The organism is Aliivibrio sp. S4MY1, from assembly GCF_028765545.1.
Classification (GTDB): Bacteria; Pseudomonadota; Gammaproteobacteria; order Enterobacterales; family Vibrionaceae; genus Aliivibrio.
Genome location: NZ_JARACP010000004.1, coordinates 24,073 through 45,005, shown reverse-complemented (window position 1 = coordinate 45,005; position 20,933 = coordinate 24,073). Strand labels below are relative to the sequence as shown.

Annotated in this window: 20 protein-coding genes; 17 read left to right on the top strand and 3 right to left on the bottom strand. The window is 41.2% G+C overall.

Annotated features, from left to right (window positions below):
- Nucleotides 1-2 precede the first annotated feature (2 nt).
- From yidC to glmU, 17 genes are all read left to right on the top strand, one after another.
- Complete coding sequence (gene yidC, locus PVK71_RS05735) at nucleotides 3-1,628, top strand: membrane protein insertase YidC (RefSeq protein ID WP_274420122.1); 1,626 nt, start codon at nucleotides 3-5, stop codon at nucleotides 1,626-1,628.
- 98 nt (nucleotides 1,629-1,726) lie between these two features.
- Entirely contained in the window at nucleotides 1,727-3,094 is a 1,368-nt protein-coding gene (gene mnmE, locus PVK71_RS05730) for a tRNA uridine-5-carboxymethylaminomethyl(34) synthesis GTPase MnmE (RefSeq protein WP_274420124.1), read from the top strand.
- Nucleotides 3,095-3,153: 59 nt separating this feature from the next.
- The gene (gene mioC / locus PVK71_RS05725; protein ID WP_274420125.1) at nucleotides 3,154-3,588 is read left to right on the top strand and encodes an FMN-binding protein MioC; all 435 of its coding nucleotides are present in this window, start codon (nucleotides 3,154-3,156) and stop codon (nucleotides 3,586-3,588) included.
- Nucleotides 3,589-4,011: 423 nt separating this feature from the next.
- Nucleotides 4,012-5,901: a tRNA uridine-5-carboxymethylaminomethyl(34) synthesis enzyme MnmG gene (mnmG, locus tag PVK71_RS05720; RefSeq protein WP_274420127.1), complete on the top strand. Its 1,890-nt coding sequence runs from the start codon at nucleotides 4,012-4,014 to the stop codon at nucleotides 5,899-5,901.
- Between the two features lies 1 nt (nucleotide 5,902).
- A complete protein-coding gene (gene rsmG, locus PVK71_RS05715; protein WP_130048471.1) occupies nucleotides 5,903-6,535 on the top strand; it encodes a 16S rRNA (guanine(527)-N(7))-methyltransferase RsmG in 633 nt (210 codons plus the stop codon).
- Nucleotides 6,536-6,550: 15 nt separating this feature from the next.
- Nucleotides 6,551-7,348 carry a ParA family protein gene (locus PVK71_RS05710; RefSeq protein WP_274420130.1) on the top strand — a complete coding sequence of 266 codons (798 nt, stop codon included), beginning with the start codon at nucleotides 6,551-6,553 and terminating at the stop codon, nucleotides 7,346-7,348.
- Nucleotides 7,341-8,225, top strand: coding sequence for a ParB/RepB/Spo0J family partition protein (locus PVK71_RS05705; protein ID WP_274420132.1), 885 nt, complete (start codon nucleotides 7,341-7,343; stop codon nucleotides 8,223-8,225). The genes PVK71_RS05710 and PVK71_RS05705 overlap by 8 nt, the downstream gene beginning before the upstream one ends.
- A 188-nt stretch (nucleotides 8,226-8,413) precedes the next feature.
- Complete coding sequence (locus tag PVK71_RS05700) at nucleotides 8,414-8,803, top strand: F0F1 ATP synthase subunit I (RefSeq protein WP_130045754.1); 390 nt, start codon at nucleotides 8,414-8,416, stop codon at nucleotides 8,801-8,803.
- Between the two features lie 8 nt (nucleotides 8,804-8,811).
- Nucleotides 8,812-9,609 carry a F0F1 ATP synthase subunit A gene (atpB, locus tag PVK71_RS05695; RefSeq protein WP_130045753.1) on the top strand — a complete coding sequence of 266 codons (798 nt, stop codon included), beginning with the start codon at nucleotides 8,812-8,814 and terminating at the stop codon, nucleotides 9,607-9,609.
- Nucleotides 9,610-9,656: 47 nt separating this feature from the next.
- Complete coding sequence (gene atpE / locus PVK71_RS05690) at nucleotides 9,657-9,914, top strand: F0F1 ATP synthase subunit C (protein WP_004411110.1); 258 nt, start codon at nucleotides 9,657-9,659, stop codon at nucleotides 9,912-9,914.
- Between the two features lie 55 nt (nucleotides 9,915-9,969).
- Nucleotides 9,970-10,440, top strand: coding sequence for a F0F1 ATP synthase subunit B (gene atpF, locus PVK71_RS05685; protein WP_274420136.1), 471 nt, complete (start codon nucleotides 9,970-9,972; stop codon nucleotides 10,438-10,440).
- A gap of 17 nt (nucleotides 10,441-10,457) precedes the next feature.
- Nucleotides 10,458-10,991 (top strand): F0F1 ATP synthase subunit delta, encoded by a 534-nt coding sequence (atpH, locus tag PVK71_RS05680; RefSeq protein WP_130048468.1) that lies wholly within the window; start codon nucleotides 10,458-10,460, stop codon nucleotides 10,989-10,991.
- A 13-nt stretch (nucleotides 10,992-11,004) separates the two neighbouring features.
- A complete protein-coding gene (gene atpA / locus PVK71_RS05675; protein WP_130045751.1) occupies nucleotides 11,005-12,546 on the top strand; it encodes a F0F1 ATP synthase subunit alpha in 1,542 nt (513 codons plus the stop codon).
- Between the two features lie 45 nt (nucleotides 12,547-12,591).
- A complete protein-coding gene (atpG, locus tag PVK71_RS05670; protein WP_130045750.1) occupies nucleotides 12,592-13,458 on the top strand; it encodes a F0F1 ATP synthase subunit gamma in 867 nt (288 codons plus the stop codon).
- 34 nt (nucleotides 13,459-13,492) lie between these two features.
- Nucleotides 13,493-14,896, top strand: a complete 1,404-nt coding sequence (gene atpD / locus PVK71_RS05665; protein ID WP_130045749.1) for a F0F1 ATP synthase subunit beta — start codon at nucleotides 13,493-13,495, stop codon at nucleotides 14,894-14,896.
- Nucleotides 14,897-14,914: 18 nt separating this feature from the next.
- Nucleotides 14,915-15,337, top strand: a complete 423-nt coding sequence (locus PVK71_RS05660) for a F0F1 ATP synthase subunit epsilon (protein WP_130045748.1) — start codon at nucleotides 14,915-14,917, stop codon at nucleotides 15,335-15,337.
- A gap of 221 nt (nucleotides 15,338-15,558) precedes the next feature.
- Nucleotides 15,559-16,920, top strand: a complete 1,362-nt coding sequence (gene glmU / locus PVK71_RS05655) for a bifunctional UDP-N-acetylglucosamine diphosphorylase/glucosamine-1-phosphate N-acetyltransferase GlmU (RefSeq protein ID WP_274420144.1) — start codon at nucleotides 15,559-15,561, stop codon at nucleotides 16,918-16,920.
- A gap of 128 nt (nucleotides 16,921-17,048) precedes the next feature.
- Here glmU and cspE read toward each other — a convergent pair whose 3' ends face one another.
- The 3 genes from cspE to ilvD form a co-directional block, all read right to left on the bottom strand.
- Nucleotides 17,049-17,258 (bottom strand): transcription antiterminator/RNA stability regulator CspE, encoded by a 210-nt coding sequence (gene cspE, locus PVK71_RS05650; RefSeq protein ID WP_005421580.1) that lies wholly within the window; start codon nucleotides 17,256-17,258, stop codon nucleotides 17,049-17,051.
- A gap of 277 nt (nucleotides 17,259-17,535) precedes the next feature.
- Nucleotides 17,536-19,068, bottom strand: coding sequence for a threonine ammonia-lyase, biosynthetic (gene ilvA / locus PVK71_RS05645; protein WP_274420148.1), 1,533 nt, complete (start codon nucleotides 19,066-19,068; stop codon nucleotides 17,536-17,538).
- Between the two features lie 5 nt (nucleotides 19,069-19,073).
- The gene (gene ilvD / locus PVK71_RS05640) at nucleotides 19,074-20,930 is read right to left on the bottom strand and encodes a dihydroxy-acid dehydratase (RefSeq protein WP_274420151.1); all 1,857 of its coding nucleotides are present in this window, start codon (nucleotides 20,928-20,930) and stop codon (nucleotides 19,074-19,076) included.
- Between the last annotated feature and the right edge of the window lie 3 nt (nucleotides 20,931-20,933).

Genomic DNA, 20,933 nt, shown 5'->3' with positions numbered 1-20,933 from the left:
CGATGGATACCCAACGTAATATTCTGTTGCTCGCACTGGCTTTAGTTTCTTTTTTACTTTTCCAACAATGGCAAGTAGAAACTAATCCGCAGCAACCAGCTACAGTTAGTACAGTTCAACAAACACAAACGGATGGTGATGTTCCAACTTCTTCAACAGCACATAGTGATACGCCTGCTGATTCAGCGCAATCTGATAAGCTAATCACTATCACAACAGATGTACTTACTTTAAAAGTAGATACATTGGGTGGTGACATCATTGAATCAGTTCTTAATAAATACGACGCTGAATTAGACTCTAAAGCAAAGTTCGTTCTTCTTAAGAACGATTCTACACACAGCTACATAGCTCAAAGTGGTCTTATCGGTCCTCAAGGTATCGATTCAAACACCGGCCGTGCACAATTCACTACGCAAAAAACAGATTATGTTTTAGCTGACGGTCAAAACGAATTACGCGTTCCGCTAACATTAGTGAAAGACGGTATTACTTATACTAAAACACTAATTCTTAAACGTGACAGCTACGCTATCAATGTTGATTATACGGTTGATAACCAATCTTCAGCACCAGCAACAGTAGAAATGTACGCGAACTTAAAGCAAAACTTAATGGATGACGGCGGCAGCTTAACAATGCCTACGTACCGTGGTGGTGCTTACTCTACAGAAGATACTCGTTACAAAAAATACAGCTTTGACGACATGGAAGATAAGAACTTATCTATCGACATGACAAACGGTCAAGGTTGGGCGGGTATGCTACAACATTACTTTGCTTCAGCTTGGATCCCTCGCAACGTAAATGACGCTACACTGACGTCACGTGTAGCGGGCGATTACGGTTACATAGGCGTACGTATGCCTGCCGTAACAATTCCTGCGGGTCAGGAAGCAACGCTTTCAGCAACACTTTGGACAGGTCCAAAGCTGCAGAAAGAAATGGCAGCGACTCAAAAATACCTAGACTTAACAGTTGATTACGGTTGGTTATGGTTTATTGCTTCACCACTTCATAAACTACTGTCTTTCATCCAAGGCATTGTTGTGAACTGGGGTCTAGCTATCATCATCTTAACCTTCATTGTTCGTGGCGCTATGTACCCACTAACAAAAGCACAATACACATCAATGGCTAAAATGCGCATGCTTCAACCTAAGTTGACTGCTATGCGTGAGCGTATTGGCGATGACCGTCAACGTATGAGCCAAGAAATGATGGAGCTTTATAAGAAAGAAAAAGTAAACCCACTAGGTGGTTGTTTACCAATTCTTCTTCAAATGCCAATCTTCATTTCGTTGTACTGGGCACTAATGGAATCTGTTGAGCTTCGTCATGCACCATTCTTTGGTTGGATCACGGATTTATCAGCACAAGACCCATACTACATCCTGCCATTATTAATGGGTGCAAGTATGTTCTTAATCCAGAAGATGAGCCCAACAACAGTAACGGATCCAATGCAACAGAAGATCATGACGTTCATGCCTGTTATGTTCACCGTATTCTTCTTATGGTTCCCTGCTGGCCTAGTTCTTTACTGGTTGGTATCAAACATCGTAACGTTAATTCAGCAGACTCTGATTTATCGTGCACTAGAGAAAAAAGGCTTACACTCTAAGTAAGTTGAATTTCTAAAGAAATAAACAAAAGGCGGCCATTGGTCGCCTTTTTTGTTTTATCGGCTTACAATATGCTCAAGCAATAGACATTAAGAATAATCATGACATTACATACAGACACCATAGTTGCACAAGCAACAGCGCCAGGCCGAGGCGGCGTAGGCATCATTCGAGTATCAGGCCCTAAAGCGAAAGAAGTGGCTTTAGAAGTTATTGGTAAAGAACTGAAACCACGTTACGCCGAATATGCACCATTCAAAGATGAGAATGGTTTAGAGCTTGATCAAGGCATTGCACTCTATTTTCCTAACCCACATTCATTTACGGGTGAAGACGTTTTAGAACTTCAGGGGCATGGTGGCCCTGTTGTCATGGATATGCTAATCAAACGCATCCTAAAAATAGACGGTATCCGTACTGCTCGTCCAGGTGAATTCTCAGAAAGAGCCTTCCTAAACGATAAAATGGATTTAGCACAAGCAGAAGCTATCGCTGATTTGATTGATGCAAGCTCTGAAGAAGCAGCTAAATCAGCCTTAAATTCACTGCAAGGCGTATTTTCAAATAAAATTAATACCTTGGTTGAATCGCTTATTTACCTTCGAATTTACGTTGAAGCTGCCATTGATTTTCCAGAAGAAGAGATCGATTTTCTTGCCGATGGCAAAGTCAGTGGTGATTTACAAGGGATCATTGATAACCTAAATGCGGTTCGCCAAGAAGCGAATCAAGGTGCGATCATGCGTGAAGGCATGAAAGTTGTTATCGCCGGCCGCCCAAATGCAGGCAAGTCTAGCCTTCTTAATGCACTATCGGGTAAAGATACTGCTATCGTTACTGATATTGCAGGAACCACTCGTGACGTGCTTAGAGAGCATATTCATATTGATGGCATGCCTTTACATATCATTGATACAGCAGGCCTTCGCGAAGCCTCTGATGAGGTAGAACGTATTGGTATTGAACGAGCTTGGGACGAAATAGCTCAAGCTGACCGCGTTTTATTTATGGTTGATGGCACAACAATGGATGCAACAGACCCCAAAATAATCTGGCCAGAGTTCCTTGATCGTTTACCTAAAAATATAGGTATGACGGTGATACGAAATAAAGCCGATCAAACCGGTGAAGATCTTGGTATTTGCCACGTAAATGATCCTACTCTAATTCGTCTATCAGCAAAAACAGGTGAAGGGGTTGATGCACTGCGTAATCACTTAAAAGAATGCATGGGCTTCTCTGGTAACCAAGAAGGTGGCTTTATGGCTCGCCGTCGTCATCTAGAAGCATTAGAAAAGGCTGCTCAGCACCTAGATATAGGTCAACAACAACTTGAAGGCTATATGGCTGGTGAAATCCTTGCTGAAGAATTAAGAATAGCTCAACAACATCTCAGTGAAATTACAGGTGAATTTACTTCTGACGACTTACTAGGCCGTATCTTTACTTCTTTTTGTATTGGTAAATAAACTAATAACAAATCACACAATAATGGGCTATTACAGCCCATTTTTTATAGGAAAAATTCATGAAAAATGTATCAATCATTACTGGTAGCACCCTTGGTGGTGCAGAGTACGTTGGCGATCATCTTGCTGATTTATTAGAAGATATGGATTTCACAACAGATATACATAATCAACCTAATCTAGATGAAGTAGATAGTAATAGTCTTTGGCTTTTCGTCGTATCGACTCATGGCGCTGGAGATTATCCAGACAATATCAAACCATTTATTGAACAATTACAAAATAATCCCAATGCTTTATCTATGATAAATTTTGCCATCGTTGCGATTGGTGATTCAAGCTACGATACTTTCTGTGCTGCAGGTAAATCACTACAAAGTACACTTCTTAAACTTGGTGCTACTGAAAAATATCCATCACTAGAAATAGATGTAACTCAAAATAGTATTCCAGAAGAGCCTGCAGAATTATGGCTAAAACAACATTTTTGTTAATAAAAAGTATTATCCGATCAAAAAAGTTATTAAATAGCTGATACCTACTATGTGGATAACTATAGAAAGATCCAGTGATCAAGTTATAGTTATCCATTGAATAAGATCTAACGCCCTCCCCCCTTGTGGATAACAAATGATTTTATCCTCAAGCAGTCCGATCAAAGATCAAAGATTTATCACAAGTTAAGATCTTACTAAAGTACATGATCCTATTGATCATTTACCACTTATCCACAGTGTTCGACGATCTATATAATAGATCTAATAAGAGATCTCTTTAAAAGATCTTATATATATTAAGTGATCTTTAATTTTTGAACTTCGTCACTTTTTCATTTCTTTCCAAGCTAGAAAAAGGGTAAAATAGATCTCTTAAAATTAAATTCTTCTCACTATTTTCATAACACCTAAGGTCAACTCATGTTTTACCAAGAAAACTTTGATGTCATTGTTATTGGCGGTGGTCATGCTGGAACTGAAGCAGCATTAGCAGCTGCAAGAACAGGACAAAAGACACTTCTACTCACACATAACATCGACACATTAGGTCAAATGTCATGTAATCCTGCTATCGGTGGGATCGGCAAAGGCCATTTGGTAAAAGAAGTGGATGCTTTAGGTGGATTAATGGCACAAGCCACTGATCATGCCGGTATTCAATTTAGAACATTAAATGCGTCCAAAGGTCCAGCAGTTCGAGCGACTCGTGCTCAAGCAGATAGAGCACTATACAAAGCATTTGTTCGTTCAGTATTAGAAAACCAACCAAACTTAATGTTATTTCAACAAGCAGTAGATGATCTGATTATTGAAAACGATAAAGTTATCGGTGCTATTACTCAAATGGGCCTTAAATTCCGTGCTAAATCCGTTGTATTGACAGCTGGTACCTTTTTAGGGGGTCAGATACACATTGGTATGGAAAACTTCTCAGGAGGTCGCGCAGGAGATCCTTCTTCGATCACTCTTGCTCAACGTTTACGAGATCGTCCATTTAGGATCGATCGCCTTAAAACAGGTACTCCACCACGTATTGATGCCCGTAGTGTTGATTTTTCAAATTTAGAAGCACAACCAGGTGATAATCCAACGCCTGTTTTCTCATTTATGGGTAATCGTGAACAGCAACCTAAACAAATTAACTGCTTCATCACTCATACCAATGAAAAAACACATGATGTGATTCGTAAGAACCTTGATCGTAGCCCTATGTACGCTGGTGTTATTGAAGGAATTGGTCCTCGTTACTGTCCTTCTATTGAAGATAAAGTAATGCGTTTTGCTGATAAAGACAGCCACCAAATCTTTATTGAACCAGAAGGCTTAACAACACACGAATTATACCCAAATGGTATCTCAACAAGTTTGCCATTTGACGTACAATTACAAATAGTTCGTTCAATGAAAGGGTTTGAAAATGCACACATTGTGCGTCCAGGTTATGCTATTGAGTATGATTTCTTTGATCCTCGTGATTTAAAATCAACGTATGAAACTAAGTTTATTGAAGGCTTATTCTTTGCTGGTCAAATTAACGGTACTACTGGATACGAAGAAGCAGCAGCACAAGGGTTGATGGCAGGTCTTAACGCGAGTTTATTTGCTCAAGGTAAGGAAGGTTGGAGTCCACGCCGTGATGAAGCATACATGGGTGTACTTATTGATGATTTATCAACGCTTGGAACCAAAGAACCATACCGTATGTTTACGTCTCGTGCCGAATATCGCTTATCACTTCGTGAAGATAACGCGGATTTACGCTTAACAGAACAAGGCCGTGAACTTGGTTTAGTTGATGATGCTCGTTGGGCTCGCTTTAACGAGAAAGTAGAAAACATTGAAAAAGAACGTCAACGTTTAAAAGATATTTGGGTGAACCCTAAATCAGAAAATATTGATCAAGTTAACTCGATCTTAAAAACGCCGATCGTTCGTGAAGCAAGTGGTGAAGATCTTCTTCGTCGTCCAGAAGTGAATTATGAGTCATTGATCTCTATTGATGGCTTTGGTCCTGCTATTGAGGATCAACAAGCGTCTGAACAAGTTGAAATTCAAGTAAAATACGCCGGATACATTCAGCGCCAGCGTGATGAAATTGAAAAATCATTACGTCATGAAAATACAAAATTGCCTTTAGAACTTAATTATAAAGAAGTAAAAGGTCTTTCAAATGAAGTGGTTGCGAAACTCACAGACGCTAAGCCTGAAACGATTGGCATAGCATCACGTATTTCTGGTATTACACCAGCTGCAGTTTCTATTCTATTAGTGCATTTAAAGAAACACGGTTTATTAAAAAAAGGTGAGTAACGTGACCGATTTATCTCAGCAATTCGATCGTTTGATTGCTCAAACTGATTTAACTGTCTCTGAATTGCAAAAAGAGCAGTTACTTGGTTATGTAGCGCTACTTCATAAGTGGAATAAAGCGTATAACCTAACGTCAGTTAGAAATCCGAGTGAAATGGTCATTAAGCATATTCTGGATAGCATTGTTGTTAGTCCAAAGTTGTCAGGTGAGCGTTTTATTGATGTTGGTACAGGTCCTGGCTTACCAGGTATCCCATTAGCTATCATGAACCCTGGAAAATCGTTTACTCTATTAGACAGTTTAGGTAAGAGAATCCGCTTTATCAAACAGGTGATTCATGAGTTAAAAATTACCAATGTCACTCCAATCCAAAGCCGTGTTGAAGAGTTTCAGCCTGAAGAAAAGTTTGATGCAGTCCTAAGTCGTGCATTTGCATCAATGACAGACATGGTTAATTGGTGTCATCATCTACCAAAAGAAGAAGATGGTGTGTTTTTGGCGTTAAAAGGGATCTATTCAGAAGATGAAGCTAATGATCTTCCAGAATGGTGCTCAGTCAAAGATGTAGCGACATTGATCGTTCCGGAGTTAGAGGGTGAAAGACATTTAGTCACCTTAACCGGAAAAAAATAATGGAATGAGGTTAGTGTGGGAAAAGTTATCTCTATTGCGAACCAGAAAGGTGGCGTAGGTAAAACAACGACAGCGGTGAACCTTGCCGCTTCAATGGCAGCAACTCATCGAAAAGTATTACTTATCGATTTAGATGCTCAAGGCAATGCGACCATGGCCAGTGGTGTTGATAAATACGATGTCGATGCCACAGCTTATGAACTTCTGGTTGATGAAGTGCCTTTTGAAAAAGTTGTAATAGAGGAAACTTCTGGGGGTTACGATCTTATTGCTGCTAATGGTGATGTTACCGCTGCTGAAATCAAATTGATGGAAGTGTTTGCGCGTGAAGTTCGCTTACGCAATATGATTGCTTCAGTTCGTGGTAACTATGATTTCATCTTTATTGATTGCCCTCCCGCTCTAAATCTCCTTACAATTAACGCCATGGCAGCATCGGATTCTGTATTGGTCCCTATGCAGTGTGAATATTATGCACTGGAGGGGTTAACGGCTTTAATTGATACCATCAGTAAATTAGCCGCTGTAGTGAATGCTGATTTAAAGATCGAAGGGTTATTAAGAACCATGTACGATCCTCGCAATCGCTTAGCTAATGATGTGTCAGATCAATTAAAAAAACATTTTGGGGAAAAAGTGTACCGCACTGTTATTCCTCGAAATGTACGCTTAGCAGAAGCGCCAAGTCATGGTAAACCTGCAATGTATTATGATAAATACTCTAATGGTGCAAAGGCTTATTTAGCCCTTGCCGGAGAGATAATTCGCCGTGACGAAATGGAAAAAGAAAGGGAAACAAAAATTCATGGGTAATAAACGTGGTTTAGGCAAAGGATTAGATGCCCTATTAGCAACAAGCTCTATTGCTCGTGAAAAGCAATCAGCAGCCGAACAAAGTGAATCTATTTCAAAAGATGCTCAATTAATTGAATTGGGTATTCATCAATTAAGTGCTGGCCAATACCAGCCTCGTAAAATAATGGAAGAAGAAGCCTTAGAAGAGCTTTCTGCTTCTATTCGTTCTCAAGGTATCATCCAACCGATTGTTGTTCGTCAAGTTGCTCCTCAACAATATGAAATTATTGCGGGTGAGCGACGTTTTCGTGCTGCTAAAAAAGCAGGTCTAAAACATGTACCCTGTGTGGTTAAATCGGTTGAAGATAAAGCCGTGATTGCAATGGCTTTAATTGAAAATATTCAACGTGAAGATCTGAATGCTATTGAAGAAGCGCAAGCATTAGAGCGCTTACAACAAGAATTTGAATTAACTCATCAACAAATTTCAGATGTTATCGGTAAATCTCGAACTACAGTAACAAACTTACTGCGTTTAAATGCATTGACTGATGAAGTTAAAGGTTTTGTTGAGCAGAAAAAACTTGAGATGGGACATGCTCGTGCATTGTTAGCATTAGAGAGTGAACTGCAAATTGAATTAGCTCATCTTGTGATTAAAAAGAAGCTGACGGTTCGTCAAACTGAACAACAAGTGAAAGCCTTATTATCTCCTAAAGCAGAGAAAGAACCAGTAAAGCAAGATTCAGAGATGATCGAGATATCTAACAAATTGACTTCAGCTCTTGGGTCTAAAGTTGTTATAAATAGAAACTCATTAGGCTCCGGTAAGGTAACGATTACCTTTGACAAGGCTCACAAATTAGAACAACTTATCGCAAAGCTAGAAAGTTAAATGTGATATAAAACAGTATTAGAAAGTAAAATTGTCTTTTACGTCGTAAAAGTTACTGCATTGTTCTCATAAATGTAACTTTTTAATGCTATTTGATTGCATTCATATGGGTGCAACGTATAATTTTTGCAAAATCTTCGCCTTGTGTTGATTTATATCAAGGCAAAGATGCTAAAAAGGAAGAATACATGGTAGTTACGCTAGCTAAACCAGGGCGTTTGCTTGCAAAGCGATTGTTATTGATTCAGCTTAGTGTCACTACAGTTATGACAATAGGGATGAGCATAGCCGTTAGTGCTAGTTGGGGAATGTCAGCATTGGTTGGGGGTAGTATTTTTATTATCGCTAATACGGTGTTTTCAAAATGTGCATTTATGTTCAGTGGGGCAAGAGCGGCTAAAATGGTTGCAGCTTTTTTCTATTTGGGTGAAGTGCTTAAAATTCTTATAACAATCGTCTTATTTTCTATTGTTTACGTGTATACAGAGGTGGAACTTGTTCCCCTCAAACTAACCTATTTGCTGGTACTGGGTAGTAATATCTTTGCACCAGTTTTCTTTATTAACAACAGGAAATAGGAAAAGTTATGTCTGCGTCAACGCCTACTGAATATATTAATCATCACCTGCAAAACCTCTCTTTAGGGAAGTTGGGCATTGTTGATGAATTAAGTTTTTGGAATGTGCATATAGACAGTTTGTTTTTTTCTGTGCTAACAGGGATGTTATTCCTTTGGGTTTTCCGTTCTGTAGCTAAGAAATCGACATCTGGAGTACCAGGTAAATTACAGTGTTTCGTTGAAATGGTGGTTGAATTCGTTGATAGCAACGTTAAGGATACTTTCCATGGAAGAAACCCGCTAGTTGCTCCATTAGCTTTGACCATATTTTGTTGGGTAATTATCATGAACGTCATGGATTTAGTTCCAATTGACTTCTTACCTTACCCTGCTGAACATTGGTTAGGTATCCCTTATCTTAAGGTGGTTCCTACTGCTGATGTAAACATTACTATGGCAATGGCTCTTGGTGTATTTGCTTTAATGATTTACTACAGCATTAAAGTGAAAGGACTTGGCGGTTTTGCAAAAGAATTAGCATTACACCCATTTAACCACTGGATAATGATCCCATTCAACCTACTAATTGAAGTTGTTTCGCTATTAGCTAAGCCTCTTTCTTTAGGTATGCGTTTGTTTGGTAACATGTTTGCTGGTGAAGTGGTATTTATTCTAATCGCTGCAATGCTACCTTGGTATTTACAATGGGTCGGTGCGTTACCTTGGGCTATCTTCCATATTTTGGTTATATTAATCCAAGCATTTGTTTTCATGATGTTAACGATAGTTTATCTATCAATGGCTCATGAAGATGGCGATCATTAATTTTAAAATTTTTAATACAACTCTATCTATTCAATTGGAGAATATAAATGGAAACCGTTCTTAGTTTTTCAGCTATCGCAGTAGCTATTATTGTTGGTCTTTGTGCTGTAGGTACAGCAATTGGTTTTGCTATTCTTGGTGGTAAGTTTCTGGAAGGCGCAGCTCGTCAACCTGAAATGGCTCCAATGCTACAAGTTAAGATGTTCATCATCGCTGGTCTATTGGATGCGGTTCCAATGATCGGTATCGTAATCGCGCTACTATTCACATTTGCTAACCCATTTGTTGGTCAACTAGCAGGCTAATCTAGCCTTTGCTAATTGAATTTTTGTAGCTGATTCTTAACGAGGGGTAGCTGTTGTGAATATGAACGCAACTCTGCTTGGTCAAGCAATCGCTTTCGCACTGTTTGTTTGGTTCTGCATGAAATATGTATGGCCACCAATCATGGAAGCGATCGAGGCACGTCAGAAGCTAATTGCTGACGGTTTATCTGCGGCTGAACGCGCAGCTAAAGACCTTGATTTGGCACAAGCCAATGCTTCTGATCAACTGAAAGAAGCAAAACGCGCTGCAACTGAGATCATCGAACAAGCGAACAAACGTAAGGGTCAAATTTTGGATGAAGCTCGTGAAGAAGCACTGATAGAACGTCAGAAGATTCTTACACAAGGTGAAGCAGAACTTGAGTCTGAGCGCAAACGTGCACACGATGAACTGCGTAAACAAGTTGCAACTCTGGCTGTGATTGGTGCCGAGAAGATCTTAGAACGCTCTATTGATGTAGAAGCGCAAAGAGATATTCTTGATAACATCACTGCGAAATTGTAAGTAAAAGGGGGCAAGATATGTCGACAATGACAACCATCGCACGCCCCTACGCGAAAGCAGCTTTTGACTTTGCGGTCGAAAAAGGCGAATTGGACCAATGGGTTCAAATGCTAACTTTCTGTTCAGAAGTCGCGAAAAATGAAGACGTTGCTCAGTTGCTTGATGGTGCTGTTGCGCCAGAGCAGTTAGCTGAAATCTTTATTTCAATTTGTGGCGAACAACTGAACGAGTTTGGACAAAATCTAATTCATGTTATGGCTGAAAACAGTCGTCTGAAGATTTTACCTGATGTGTTAGAGCAATTTATCTTTTTCAAACATGAACTTGAAAAAGAAATTGATGCTGAAGTTACTTCAGCAATTGAGCTGACAGAGCAGCAGAAAGCTGACATTAGTGCCAAACTTGAAGCTCGTCTAGAGCGTAAAGTGAAGCTGAATTGTAGCGTAGATGAGGCCCTACTAGCTGGGGTCATAATTCGAGCCGGAGACCTAGTCATTGATAACTCAGCACGTGGCCGTTTAAGCCGCCTGAGTGAAACATTGCAGTCTTGATGGGGAATGGAGCATGCAACTTAATTCCACGGAAATTAGCGATCTAATCAAACAACGTATTGAAAAATTCAACGTTGTAAGTGAAGCTCGCAATGAAGGTACAATCGTTTCGGTAAGCGACGGTATCATTCGTATCCACGGCCTTGCAGACGTTATGCAAGGCGAAATGATTGAATTACCGGGTGGCCGTTATGCGCTAGCACTTAACCTTGAGCGTGACTCAGTTGGTGCGGTAGTAATGGGCCCATATGCTGACCTACAGGAAGGCATGAAAGTAACAGGTACTGGTCGTATCCTTGAAGTACCAGTAGGTCCTGAAATGCTAGGTCGTGTTGTAAACACACTTGGTGAGCCAATTGATGGTAAAGGCCCTATTGATGCGAAATTGACTTCTCCAGTAGAAGTGATTGCACCTGGTGTAATCGATCGTAAATCAGTAGACCAACCTGTACAGACTGGCTATAAGTCAGTTGACTCAATGATCCCAATCGGCCGTGGTCAGCGTGAGCTAATCATCGGTGACCGTCAGACTGGTAAAACAGCAATGGCGATCGATGCGATCATTAACCAGAAAAATTCAGGCATTTACTCAATCTATGTTGCGATTGGCCAAAAGGCATCAACAATTGCTAACGTAGTTCGCAAATTAGAAGAGCACGGTGCGCTAGCTAACACTATCGTTGTTGTTGCTTCTGCTTCTGAATCTGCTGCGCTGCAATACCTTGCACCGTACTCAGGTTGTGCGATGGGTGAATACTTCCGTGACCGCGGTGAAGACGCACTGATTGTTTATGATGACCTATCTAAGCAAGCAGTAGCTTATCGTCAAATTTCTCTACTACTGAAACGTCCACCGGGTCGTGAAGCATTCCCTGGTGACGTATTCTATTTACACTCTCGTCTACTAGAGCGTGCTGCTCGTGTAAGCGAAGCGTATGTTGAGAAATTCACTAATGGTGAAGTGAAAGGTAAAACAGGTTCTTTAACTGCCCTACCTATCATCGAAACTCAAGCTGGTGACGTATCTGCATTCGTACCAACCAACGTAATCTCGATTACTGATGGTCAGATCTTCCTACAAACAGAACTGTTCACCGCTGGTGTTCGTCCTGCGGTAGATCCAGGTATCTCTGTATCTCGTGTAGGTGGTGCAGCGCAAACTAAGATCATTAAGAAACTGTCTGGTGGTATTCGTACCGCGCTTGCACAGTATCGTGAACTTGCAGCGTTTGCTCAGTTCTCATCTGATCTTGATGACGCGACTAAAAAGCAACTTGATCATGGTGAAAAAGTAACTGAACTTATGAAACAAAAGCAGTACGCTCCAATGTCTGTTTTTGATCAAGCGTTAGTTATCTTTACAGCTGAGAAAGGCTATTTGAATGATGTTGAGCTTTCTAAGCTTGCAGATTTTGAAGAAGCTCTGCTGTCGTATGCTCGTGGTCAATTTGCCGATCTAGCAACAGAGATCGACTCATCGGGTGCTTGGAATAATGAAATTGAAGCTCAGTTCGTGAAACTGGTTGAAGATTTCAAAGCAACCCAGACCTGGTAATTCGTTGGTGACCTGTTATGGGTCACCCGAAAACGGAGAGTAACGATGGCCGGTGCGAAAGAGATTCGTAACAAGATCGGGAGTGTAAAAAGCACTCAAAAGATCACGAAAGCAATGGAAATGGTAGCCGCTTCTAAAATGCGTCGCTCGCAAGAGTCGATGGCTGCGTCTCGTCCATATGCTGACACAATACGTAAAGTAATCGGTCATTTAGCGCTTGGTAGCCTCGAGTATCGTCATCCGTATCTTGAGGAACGCGAAGCTAAGCGCGTTGGTTACATTGTTATTTCTAGTGATCGTGGTTTGTGTGGTGGCTTAAACATTAACTTGTTTAAGAAAGTCATGACAGAAATGAAAGCATGGTCAAAAGATGGTGTTGAAATTGATTTAGCCGTTATTGGCTCTAAAGCAACAGCATTTTTTAACAGCTATGGCGGTAACGTTATTGCTCAAAACTCTGGCTTAGGTGATAACCCAAGTCTTGAAGAATTGATCGGTAGTGTTGGCGTTATGCTAAAGAAATACGATGAAGGCCAGCTGGATCGCCTATATGTAGTGAACAATAAGTTCATTAACACTATGGTGCAAGAGCCAGCAATTGACCAATTACTTCCTTTGCCTAAATCTGAAGATGAAGCAATGAAACGTACTCATTCTTGGGATTACATTTATGAACCTGAGCCTAAACTACTACTAGATACATTATTGGTTCGATACGTTGAATCACAAGTATATCAAGGTGTAGTTGAAAACTTAGCGTGTGAACATGTAGCGCGAATGATTGCGATGAAAGCAGCGACTGATAACGCTGGTGACATTATTGATGAACTGCAACTTGTGTATAACAAAGCCCGTCAATCGGCGATTACGCAAGAGCTTTCAGAAATTGTTTCAGGCGCATCAGCGGTTTAAGCAATAGGTATTTAAACAGTTTAGAGGATTAACGATGACTACAGGTAAGATCGTACAGATCATCGGTGCGGTAGTCGATGTAGAGTTCCCACAAGGCAATGTACCTCGTGTATACGATGCTTTGAATGTTGTTGATGCAAAAGAACGTCTTGTTCTTGAAGTGCAACAGCAAATCGGTGGCGGCGTAGTGCGCTGTATCGTAATGGGTAGCTCAGATGGTTTACGTCGTGGCTTAACAGTAGAAAATACTGGCGCGCCAATTACTGTTCCAGTGGGTACTAAAACTTTAGGCCGTATCATGAACGTTCTTGGTGACGCTATTGATGAGTGTGGCGAGATTGGTGCTGAAGAGCATTATTCAATTCACCGCGAAGCGCCTAGCTATGAAGAGCAGTCTAACTCGACTGAACTTCTAGAGACGGGTGTTAAGGTAATCGACTTAATTTGTCCATTCGCTAAGGGTGGTAAAATCGGTCTATTCGGTGGTGCTGGTGTAGGTAAGACTGTCAACATGATGGAACTTATCAACAACATCGCACTACAACACTCTGGCCTATCTGTATTTGCAGGTGTAGGTGAGCGTACTCGTGAAGGTAATGATTTCTACTTTGAAATGCAGGAAGCTGGTGTTGTAAACATCGAGAAACCTGAAGAATCAAAAGTAGCAATGGTTTACGGTCAAATGAACGAGCCACCAGGTAACCGTCTACGTGTTGCACTGACTGGTCTAACAATGGCAGAGCGTTTCCGTGACGAAGGTCGTGACGTACTGTTGTTCGTTGATAACATTTACCGTTATACACTAGCAGGTACTGAAGTATCAGCACTGTTAGGTCGTATGCCATCAGCGGTAGGTTACCAACCTACTCTAGCTGAAGAGATGGGTGTTCTTCAGGAGCGTATTACTTCAACTCGTAGTGGTTCTATCACTTCAGTTCAAGCGGTATATGTACCTGCGGATGACTTAACGGATCCATCTCCAGCAACAACGTTTGCTCACTTAGATGCGACAGTTGTACTTAACCGTAATATCGCTTCAATGGGTCTATACCCAGCGATTGACCCGTTAGACTCAACATCTCGTCAACTTGATCCACTTGTTGTTGGTCAAGAGCACTATGATATCGCTCGTGGCGTTCAATCGACACTTCAGCGCTATAAAGAGCTAAAAGACATCATCGCTATCCTAGGTATGGACGAGCTATCTGAAGAAGATAAGCAAGTAGTATCTCGTGCTCGTAAGATTGAGAAATTCTTAACTCAACCTTACCACGTAGCAGAAGTATTCACCGGTGACCCTGGTATTTACGTACCACTTAAAGACACATTAGCTGGCTTTAAAGGTCTATTAGCGGGTGATTACGATGACGTTCCTGAGCAAGCCTTCATGTACTGCGGTAAGATTGAAGACGCGCTTGAGAAGGCGAAGAAGCTATAAGGCTGATTAGGAGGCGATATGGCAGCAATGACCTTTCACCTGGACGTTGTAAGTGCTGAGCAGAAATTATTCTCAGGACTAGTAGAAACGATGCAGGTGACCGGTAGCGAGGGTGAACTTGGTATTTTCCATGGGCACGCACCGCTGCTGACCGCTATCACGCCTGGTATGGTGCGTATTGTTAAACAACATGGTCACGAAGAGTACATTTATGTCTCTGGTGGCATTGTTGAGGTTCAACCTGGTTCGGCTACTGTTCTTGCAGATACCGGTATCCGTGGTGAAGACCTAGACGCAGCTAAGGCAGAAGAAGCTAAACGCAAGGCTGAAGAGAACATCAAAAATCAGCATGGCGACATTAACTTCGCTCAAGCGGCCAGTGATTTGGCTAAAGCGATCGCACAGCTTCGAGTTATCGAGCTGACAAAACGTTCGCGTTAATCAAGCACCATTAGAAAGAAGGCGACCTATTTTGGTCGCCTTTTCTTTATTGAATGTTAATATTCTTATTTATCCACATGTTAATTCCATTAATCATTACTTTGTATTTAACTCAGTAGTCAGTAATGGATTTAGTATTTTGATTTCCACTAGCTAGGTAAATGGTATCGATACAGAGTTAGAGTCGATACCAGTTAGCATAATAATAGAATGGGCTTTTCATGAAATTCAGTGCAGTAATTTTAGCAGCGGGTAAAGGCACTCGCATGTACTCAAACAAACCTAAAGTACTTCATACTTTAGCGGGTAAACCAATGGCGAAGCATGTAATTGATACATGTGAGGGTCTTGGTGCTCAAAACATTCATTTAGTTTATGGTCACGGTGGTGATCAAATGAAAGCTGAGTTGGGTGAAGAGCGTGTTCAATGGGTACTTCAAGCTGAACAATTAGGTACTGGCCATGCTGTAAATCAAGCGGCACCAGAGTTTGCTGATGATGAGAAAGTATTAGTCTTATATGGTGATGTTCCACTTATTAGCACTGAAACCGTTGAGAATTTATTAGAAGCTCAACCAACAGGTGGTATTGCACTACTTACCGTTGTCTTAGATAACCCTATGGGCTATGGACGTATTATTCGTCGTAATGGTCCTGTGATTGCGATTGTAGAGCAGAAAGATGCAACGGAAGAACAGAAGCTTATTAAAGAAATAAACACAGGCGTAATGGTTGCGACTGGCGGTGATTTGAAACGTTGGTTAGCGGCACTTAAAAATGAAAACGCTCAGGGTGAATATTACCTTACCGATATCATTGCTGCAGCTCATGATGAAGGTCGTGCAGTAGAAGCTGTTCATCCAGTAAGCCCTATTGAAGTTGAAGGCGTGAATGATCGTGCTCAATTAGCTCGTTTAGAAAGAGCATTTCAATCAGCACAAGCACAAAAACTATTAGAACAAGGCGTTATGCTTCGCGATCCTAGCCGTTTTGATCTTAGAGGATCATTGCAATGCGGTATGGATATTGAGATCGATGCTAACGTGATCATTGAAGGTAATGTGACGATTGGTGATAACGTCGTTATCGGAGCGGGCTGTGTACTTAAAGATTGTGAGATTGATGATAATACGATTATCCGCCCATACAGTGTGATTGAAGGTGCTACTGTTGGTGAAGATTGTACCGTTGGCCCATTTACTCGCTTACGTCCAGGAGCTGAACTGTGTAATGACGCACACGTTGGTAACTTTGTTGAAGTGAAGAATGTTCGTTTAGGTGAAGGTTCTAAAGCGAACCACTTAACTTATCTTGGTGATGCAGAAATTGGTAAACGTGTAAATGTAGGTGCAGGTGTGATCACATGTAACTACGATGGTGCGAATAAATTTAAGACGATTATTGGTGATGATGTGTTTGTTGGATCTGATAGTCAACTTATTGCGCCTATTACCGTAGCCAATGGTGCAACGGTTGGTGCTGGTTCTACAGTGACTAAAGATGTTGCGGAGAATGAGCTTTATATTAGCCGAGCTAAAGAGCGCCGTATTGCTAATTGGCAGCGTCCAACTAAAAATAATTAATAGGTAACCTATTGATAGTAAAAAGAAGCCATTAGGCTTCTTTTTTATATCTGTCTATAGGCAAAATATAGGCAAAAAAATGCTGACCGAAGTCAGCATTTTTTAAAATTCTATTCGAAAAATTCGAATTAAGCTGGAGTAACGTCTGCAGCTTGTGGGCCTTTTTGACCTTGTTCAACAGTGAAAGTTACCGCTTGGCCTTCTTTCAGAGTTTTGAAACCTTCAGTTGCGATAGCACGGAAGTGAACGAATACGTCAGCGCCGCCGTTATCTTGAGTAATGAAACCGAAACCTTTCTCTTCGTTGAACCACTTAACGATACCAGTTGATTTAGACATAATAAATCCTAATTTTTTTAAAGTAAATAATTCGCATAATGCGAAGTTGTAGCCATAAAGAATTATTTATTTGAGGTAAAACATATGTATAAAAAGCTTCAAGCATAACTGGTAAAGCAGTATAACGAAGGTTTCAAAAGCATAATATTACAGATAAATAGGTCTGTTTACAGGCCGAGAAAAATAATAGCATTTTTTAACCGATTGTATAGTAGAATTTCAAAAATGAATGAAAATAAGGCTAAAAAATTATTAGCCTTATAAATGCCATACGTTATTAAGATAAAAAGAACTGATAAGCAGGGTTATCTGTTTCATCCTTGCATTGGTAGCCTAACTCTTTGAGGTGTTTTGAGAAATCAAAGAGATCGCTATCATCTAGTTCAAAACCACATAAAACACGTCCATAATCAGCCCCGTGATTGCGATAATTGAACAAACTTATATTCCAATGTGTGCCTAAAGTGCTTAAGAATTTAACCAGTGCTCCAGGGTATTCTGGAAATTCAAAACTGTATAAACGCTCTTTTAAGGATTTAGATGGCTTTCCACCAATCATATAACGGATATGCAGTTTAGCCATTTCATTGTCAGAGAGATCAACTACAGGGTAATCGCCTTGTTGTAAATCACTGATGATATTATCGAGCTCTTGCTGCCCTTCTTGTAAGCGAACACCGACAAAAATATTGGCTTGTTTATCGTCATTATAACGGTAGTTGAATTCCGTTACGGCTCTACCTCCAATCAGGTTACAAAACTCAAAGAAAGCGCCTTGACGTTCAGGGATCGTTACCGCTAATAGGCCTTCTCGTTTTTCACCTAATTCACAGCGCTCGGAGACGTAACGTAAACCATGAAAATTGGTATTGGCACCAGAAAGTACCGTCCCTAGTTGTTTATTTTCTAGTTGATGTTTATCGGCAAATTTTTTCAATCCAGCTAATGCTAAAGCACCTGATGGCTCTGCGATTGCGCGAGTGTCTTCAAAAATATCTTTAACCGCCGCACAGATTTCATCACTGGATACCGTAATATGACCATCTAGGTATTTTTGGCATAAACGGAAGGTTTCATCACCAATACGTTTAACCGCCACACCATCAGCAAACATACTGACTTGATTAAGAATGACAGGCTCACCTGCATCTAGTGCCGCCTTTAAACATGCAGAGTCTTCGGGCTCAACGGCAATGACTTTGATATCAGGCATTAATTGTTTAATAAGAACAGCAACCCCTGCTGCTAAACCACCACCACCAACAGGAACAAAGATATAATCGAGATGGCCATTTTGTTGCAGCATCTCCATTCCTATTGTCCCTTGGCCAGCAATGACTAATGGGTGGTCGAACGGAGGAACAAACGTATAACCGTGAAGTTTAGATAAGCGTTCAGCTTCGGCTTTTGCTTCATCAAAGTTACTGCCATGAAGTACGACATTACCACCAAATCCTTTTACGGCTTCAACTTTAATATCTGGGGTGGTTTTAGGCATAACGATAGTCGTTTGAATGCCTAATTTAGTGCCTGATAACGCCATGCCTTGAGCATGATTTCCAGCAGAGGCTGCAATCACTCCGGCTTTTTTTTGTTCTTCAGTTAAGTTCGAGACCATATTATAAGCGCCACGAAGTTTAAAAGAATGAACAGGCTGGCGATCTTCTCGTTTTAGTTGCACTCGGTTATTAATACGTTCAGATAAACGAGGCATATCTTGAAATGGCGTTACTGTGGCAACTTCATAGATAGGCGCTCGTAAGATCTGACGCAGATATTCTGCGCCAGTTTGATTAGAAGGTGTTGTCATAAGCTCTATCCTTCTAATTTAGATTTATCACGTACCGCACCTTTATCTGCACTGGTTGCCATGCTTGCATAGGCTTTTAGTGCAAAAGAGACTTCACGTTGACGATTAACAGGCTTCCAGCCCTGCTCATTTTGTTTCTCACGGCGCTGTTGAAGTTCAGCTTCTGAAACGTCGAGGGTAATTGAGCGGTTTGGAATATCAATGGTAATGATGTCACCGGAATTAACTAAACCAATGGTGCCACCACTTGCAGCTTCTGGAGATACATGGCCAATAGACAGACCTGAAGTGCCACCAGAGAAGCGGCCATCAGTAAGAAGCGCGCACGCTTTACCTAGTCCCATCGATTTAAGATAAGTGGTTGGGTACAGCATTTCTTGCATTCCAGGGCCGCCTTTAGGTCCTTCGTAGCGAATAACCACAACTTCCCCAGCTTTTACTTTTCCGCCTAAGATACCTTCAACTGCACTGTCTTGGCTTTCAAAAACAATCGCAGGGCCTTGAAATTTTAGATTATCTGCATCAACACCAGCGGTTTTTACAATACAGCCATCAACCGCAATATTACCAGAAAGAACCGCTAGGCCACCTTCTTGGCTAAAGGCATTTTCTTTGGTACGAATACAGCCATTTTCGCGATCGTCATCTAGGCGATCCCAACGGCAATCTTGTGAGAAAGCTTTGGTGGTTCGAATGCCAGCAGGACCTGCGCGGAAGAACTTAAGTACCGCTTCATCTTCAGTTTGCATAATGTCGTATTGGGCTAGCTGTTCTTTCATTGTTAAGCCAAGTACGGTATTGGTATCACCATTAAGTAGGCCTGCACGATCTAATTCACCAAGAATAGCCATAACACCACCAGCACGGTGAACGTCTTCCATATGATATTTAGGCGTTGATGGAGCGACTTTACATAGGTGAGGTACACGACGAGACATTTCATCAATGTCACCCATATCAAAATCAATATCGCCCTCTTGAGCTGACGCAAGAAGGTGAAGAACGGTATTACTTGATCCCCCCATTGCAATATCAAGCGCCATCGCATTTTCAAACGCAGCACGGTTCGCAATATTGCGTGGTAATGCGGAATCATCCCCTTGCTCATAATAGCGTTTCGTTAATTCAACGACACGTTTACCGGCATTGATAAACAGTTGTTCACGATCAGCGTGAGTAGCTAGCATTGAGCCATTACCCGGTTGAGATAAACCAAGTGCTTCAGTTAGGCAGTTCATCGAGTTAGCCGTAAACATACCAGAACAAGAACCACAAGTTGGGCATGCAGAGCGCTCTACTTGCTCACTTTGTTCATCAGAGATAGTTGGATCAGCGCCTTGGATCATCGCATCAACAAGATCAAGTTTGATGATTTGATCTGAAAGTTTAGTTTTACCCGCCTCCATTGGGCCACCAGAAACAAAGATCACTGGAATATTAAGACGCATTGCCGCCATCATCATTCCCGGAGTGATTTTGTCACAGTTAGAGATGCAGACCATCGCATCGGCACAGTGTGCATTTACCATGTATTCAACAGAGTCTGCGATCAGTTCACGTGATGGTAGAGAATAAAGCATACCGCCGTGGCCCATCGCAATGCCATCATCAACAGCGATGGTATTAAACTCTTTAGCGATACCGCCGGCTTTTTCAATTTCACCAGCAACTAACTGTCCCATGTCTTTTAAATGAACGTGACCCGGAACAAATTGAGTGAATGAGTTAACAACAGCGATGATTGGTTTGCCAAAATCTTCTTCTTTTACCCCTGTTGCACGCCATAATGCACGTGCGCCAGCCATATTACGGCCATGGGTGGTGGTGGCTGAACGGTATTTATTTTTAGGTGCTGTAGACATGGT

Excerpts from the sequence above, each read along its gene's own strand:
- cspE (WP_005421580.1), bottom strand. The coding sequence starts at position 17,258 with ATGTCTAAATCAACTGGTATCGTTAAGTGGTTCAACGAAGAGAAAGGT.
- glmU (WP_274420144.1), top strand. The coding sequence starts at position 15,559 with ATGAAATTCAGTGCAGTAATTTTAGCAGCGGGTAAAGGCACTCGCATG.
- atpE (WP_004411110.1), top strand. The coding sequence starts at position 9,657 with ATGGAAACCGTTCTTAGTTTTTCAGCTATCGCAGTAGCTATTATTGTT.
- PVK71_RS05660 (WP_130045748.1), top strand. The coding sequence starts at position 14,915 with ATGGCAGCAATGACCTTTCACCTGGACGTTGTAAGTGCTGAGCAGAAA.
- yidC (WP_274420122.1), top strand. The coding sequence starts at position 3 with ATGGATACCCAACGTAATATTCTGTTGCTCGCACTGGCTTTAGTTTCT.
- atpB (WP_130045753.1), top strand. The coding sequence starts at position 8,812 with ATGTCTGCGTCAACGCCTACTGAATATATTAATCATCACCTGCAAAAC.
- ilvD (WP_274420151.1), bottom strand. The coding sequence starts at position 20,930 with ATGTCTACAGCACCTAAAAATAAATACCGTTCAGCCACCACCACCCAT.
- atpH (WP_130048468.1), top strand. The coding sequence starts at position 10,458 with ATGTCGACAATGACAACCATCGCACGCCCCTACGCGAAAGCAGCTTTT.
- PVK71_RS05705 (WP_274420132.1), top strand. The coding sequence starts at position 7,341 with ATGGGTAATAAACGTGGTTTAGGCAAAGGATTAGATGCCCTATTAGCA.
- mioC (WP_274420125.1), top strand. The coding sequence starts at position 3,154 with ATGAAAAATGTATCAATCATTACTGGTAGCACCCTTGGTGGTGCAGAG.
- atpA (WP_130045751.1), top strand. The coding sequence starts at position 11,005 with ATGCAACTTAATTCCACGGAAATTAGCGATCTAATCAAACAACGTATT.
- atpD (WP_130045749.1), top strand. The coding sequence starts at position 13,493 with ATGACTACAGGTAAGATCGTACAGATCATCGGTGCGGTAGTCGATGTA.
- PVK71_RS05700 (WP_130045754.1), top strand. The coding sequence starts at position 8,414 with ATGGTAGTTACGCTAGCTAAACCAGGGCGTTTGCTTGCAAAGCGATTG.
- mnmG (WP_274420127.1), top strand. The coding sequence starts at position 4,012 with ATGTTTTACCAAGAAAACTTTGATGTCATTGTTATTGGCGGTGGTCAT.
- ilvA (WP_274420148.1), bottom strand. The coding sequence starts at position 19,068 with ATGACAACACCTTCTAATCAAACTGGCGCAGAATATCTGCGTCAGATC.
- mnmE (WP_274420124.1), top strand. The coding sequence starts at position 1,727 with ATGACATTACATACAGACACCATAGTTGCACAAGCAACAGCGCCAGGC.
- atpG (WP_130045750.1), top strand. The coding sequence starts at position 12,592 with ATGGCCGGTGCGAAAGAGATTCGTAACAAGATCGGGAGTGTAAAAAGC.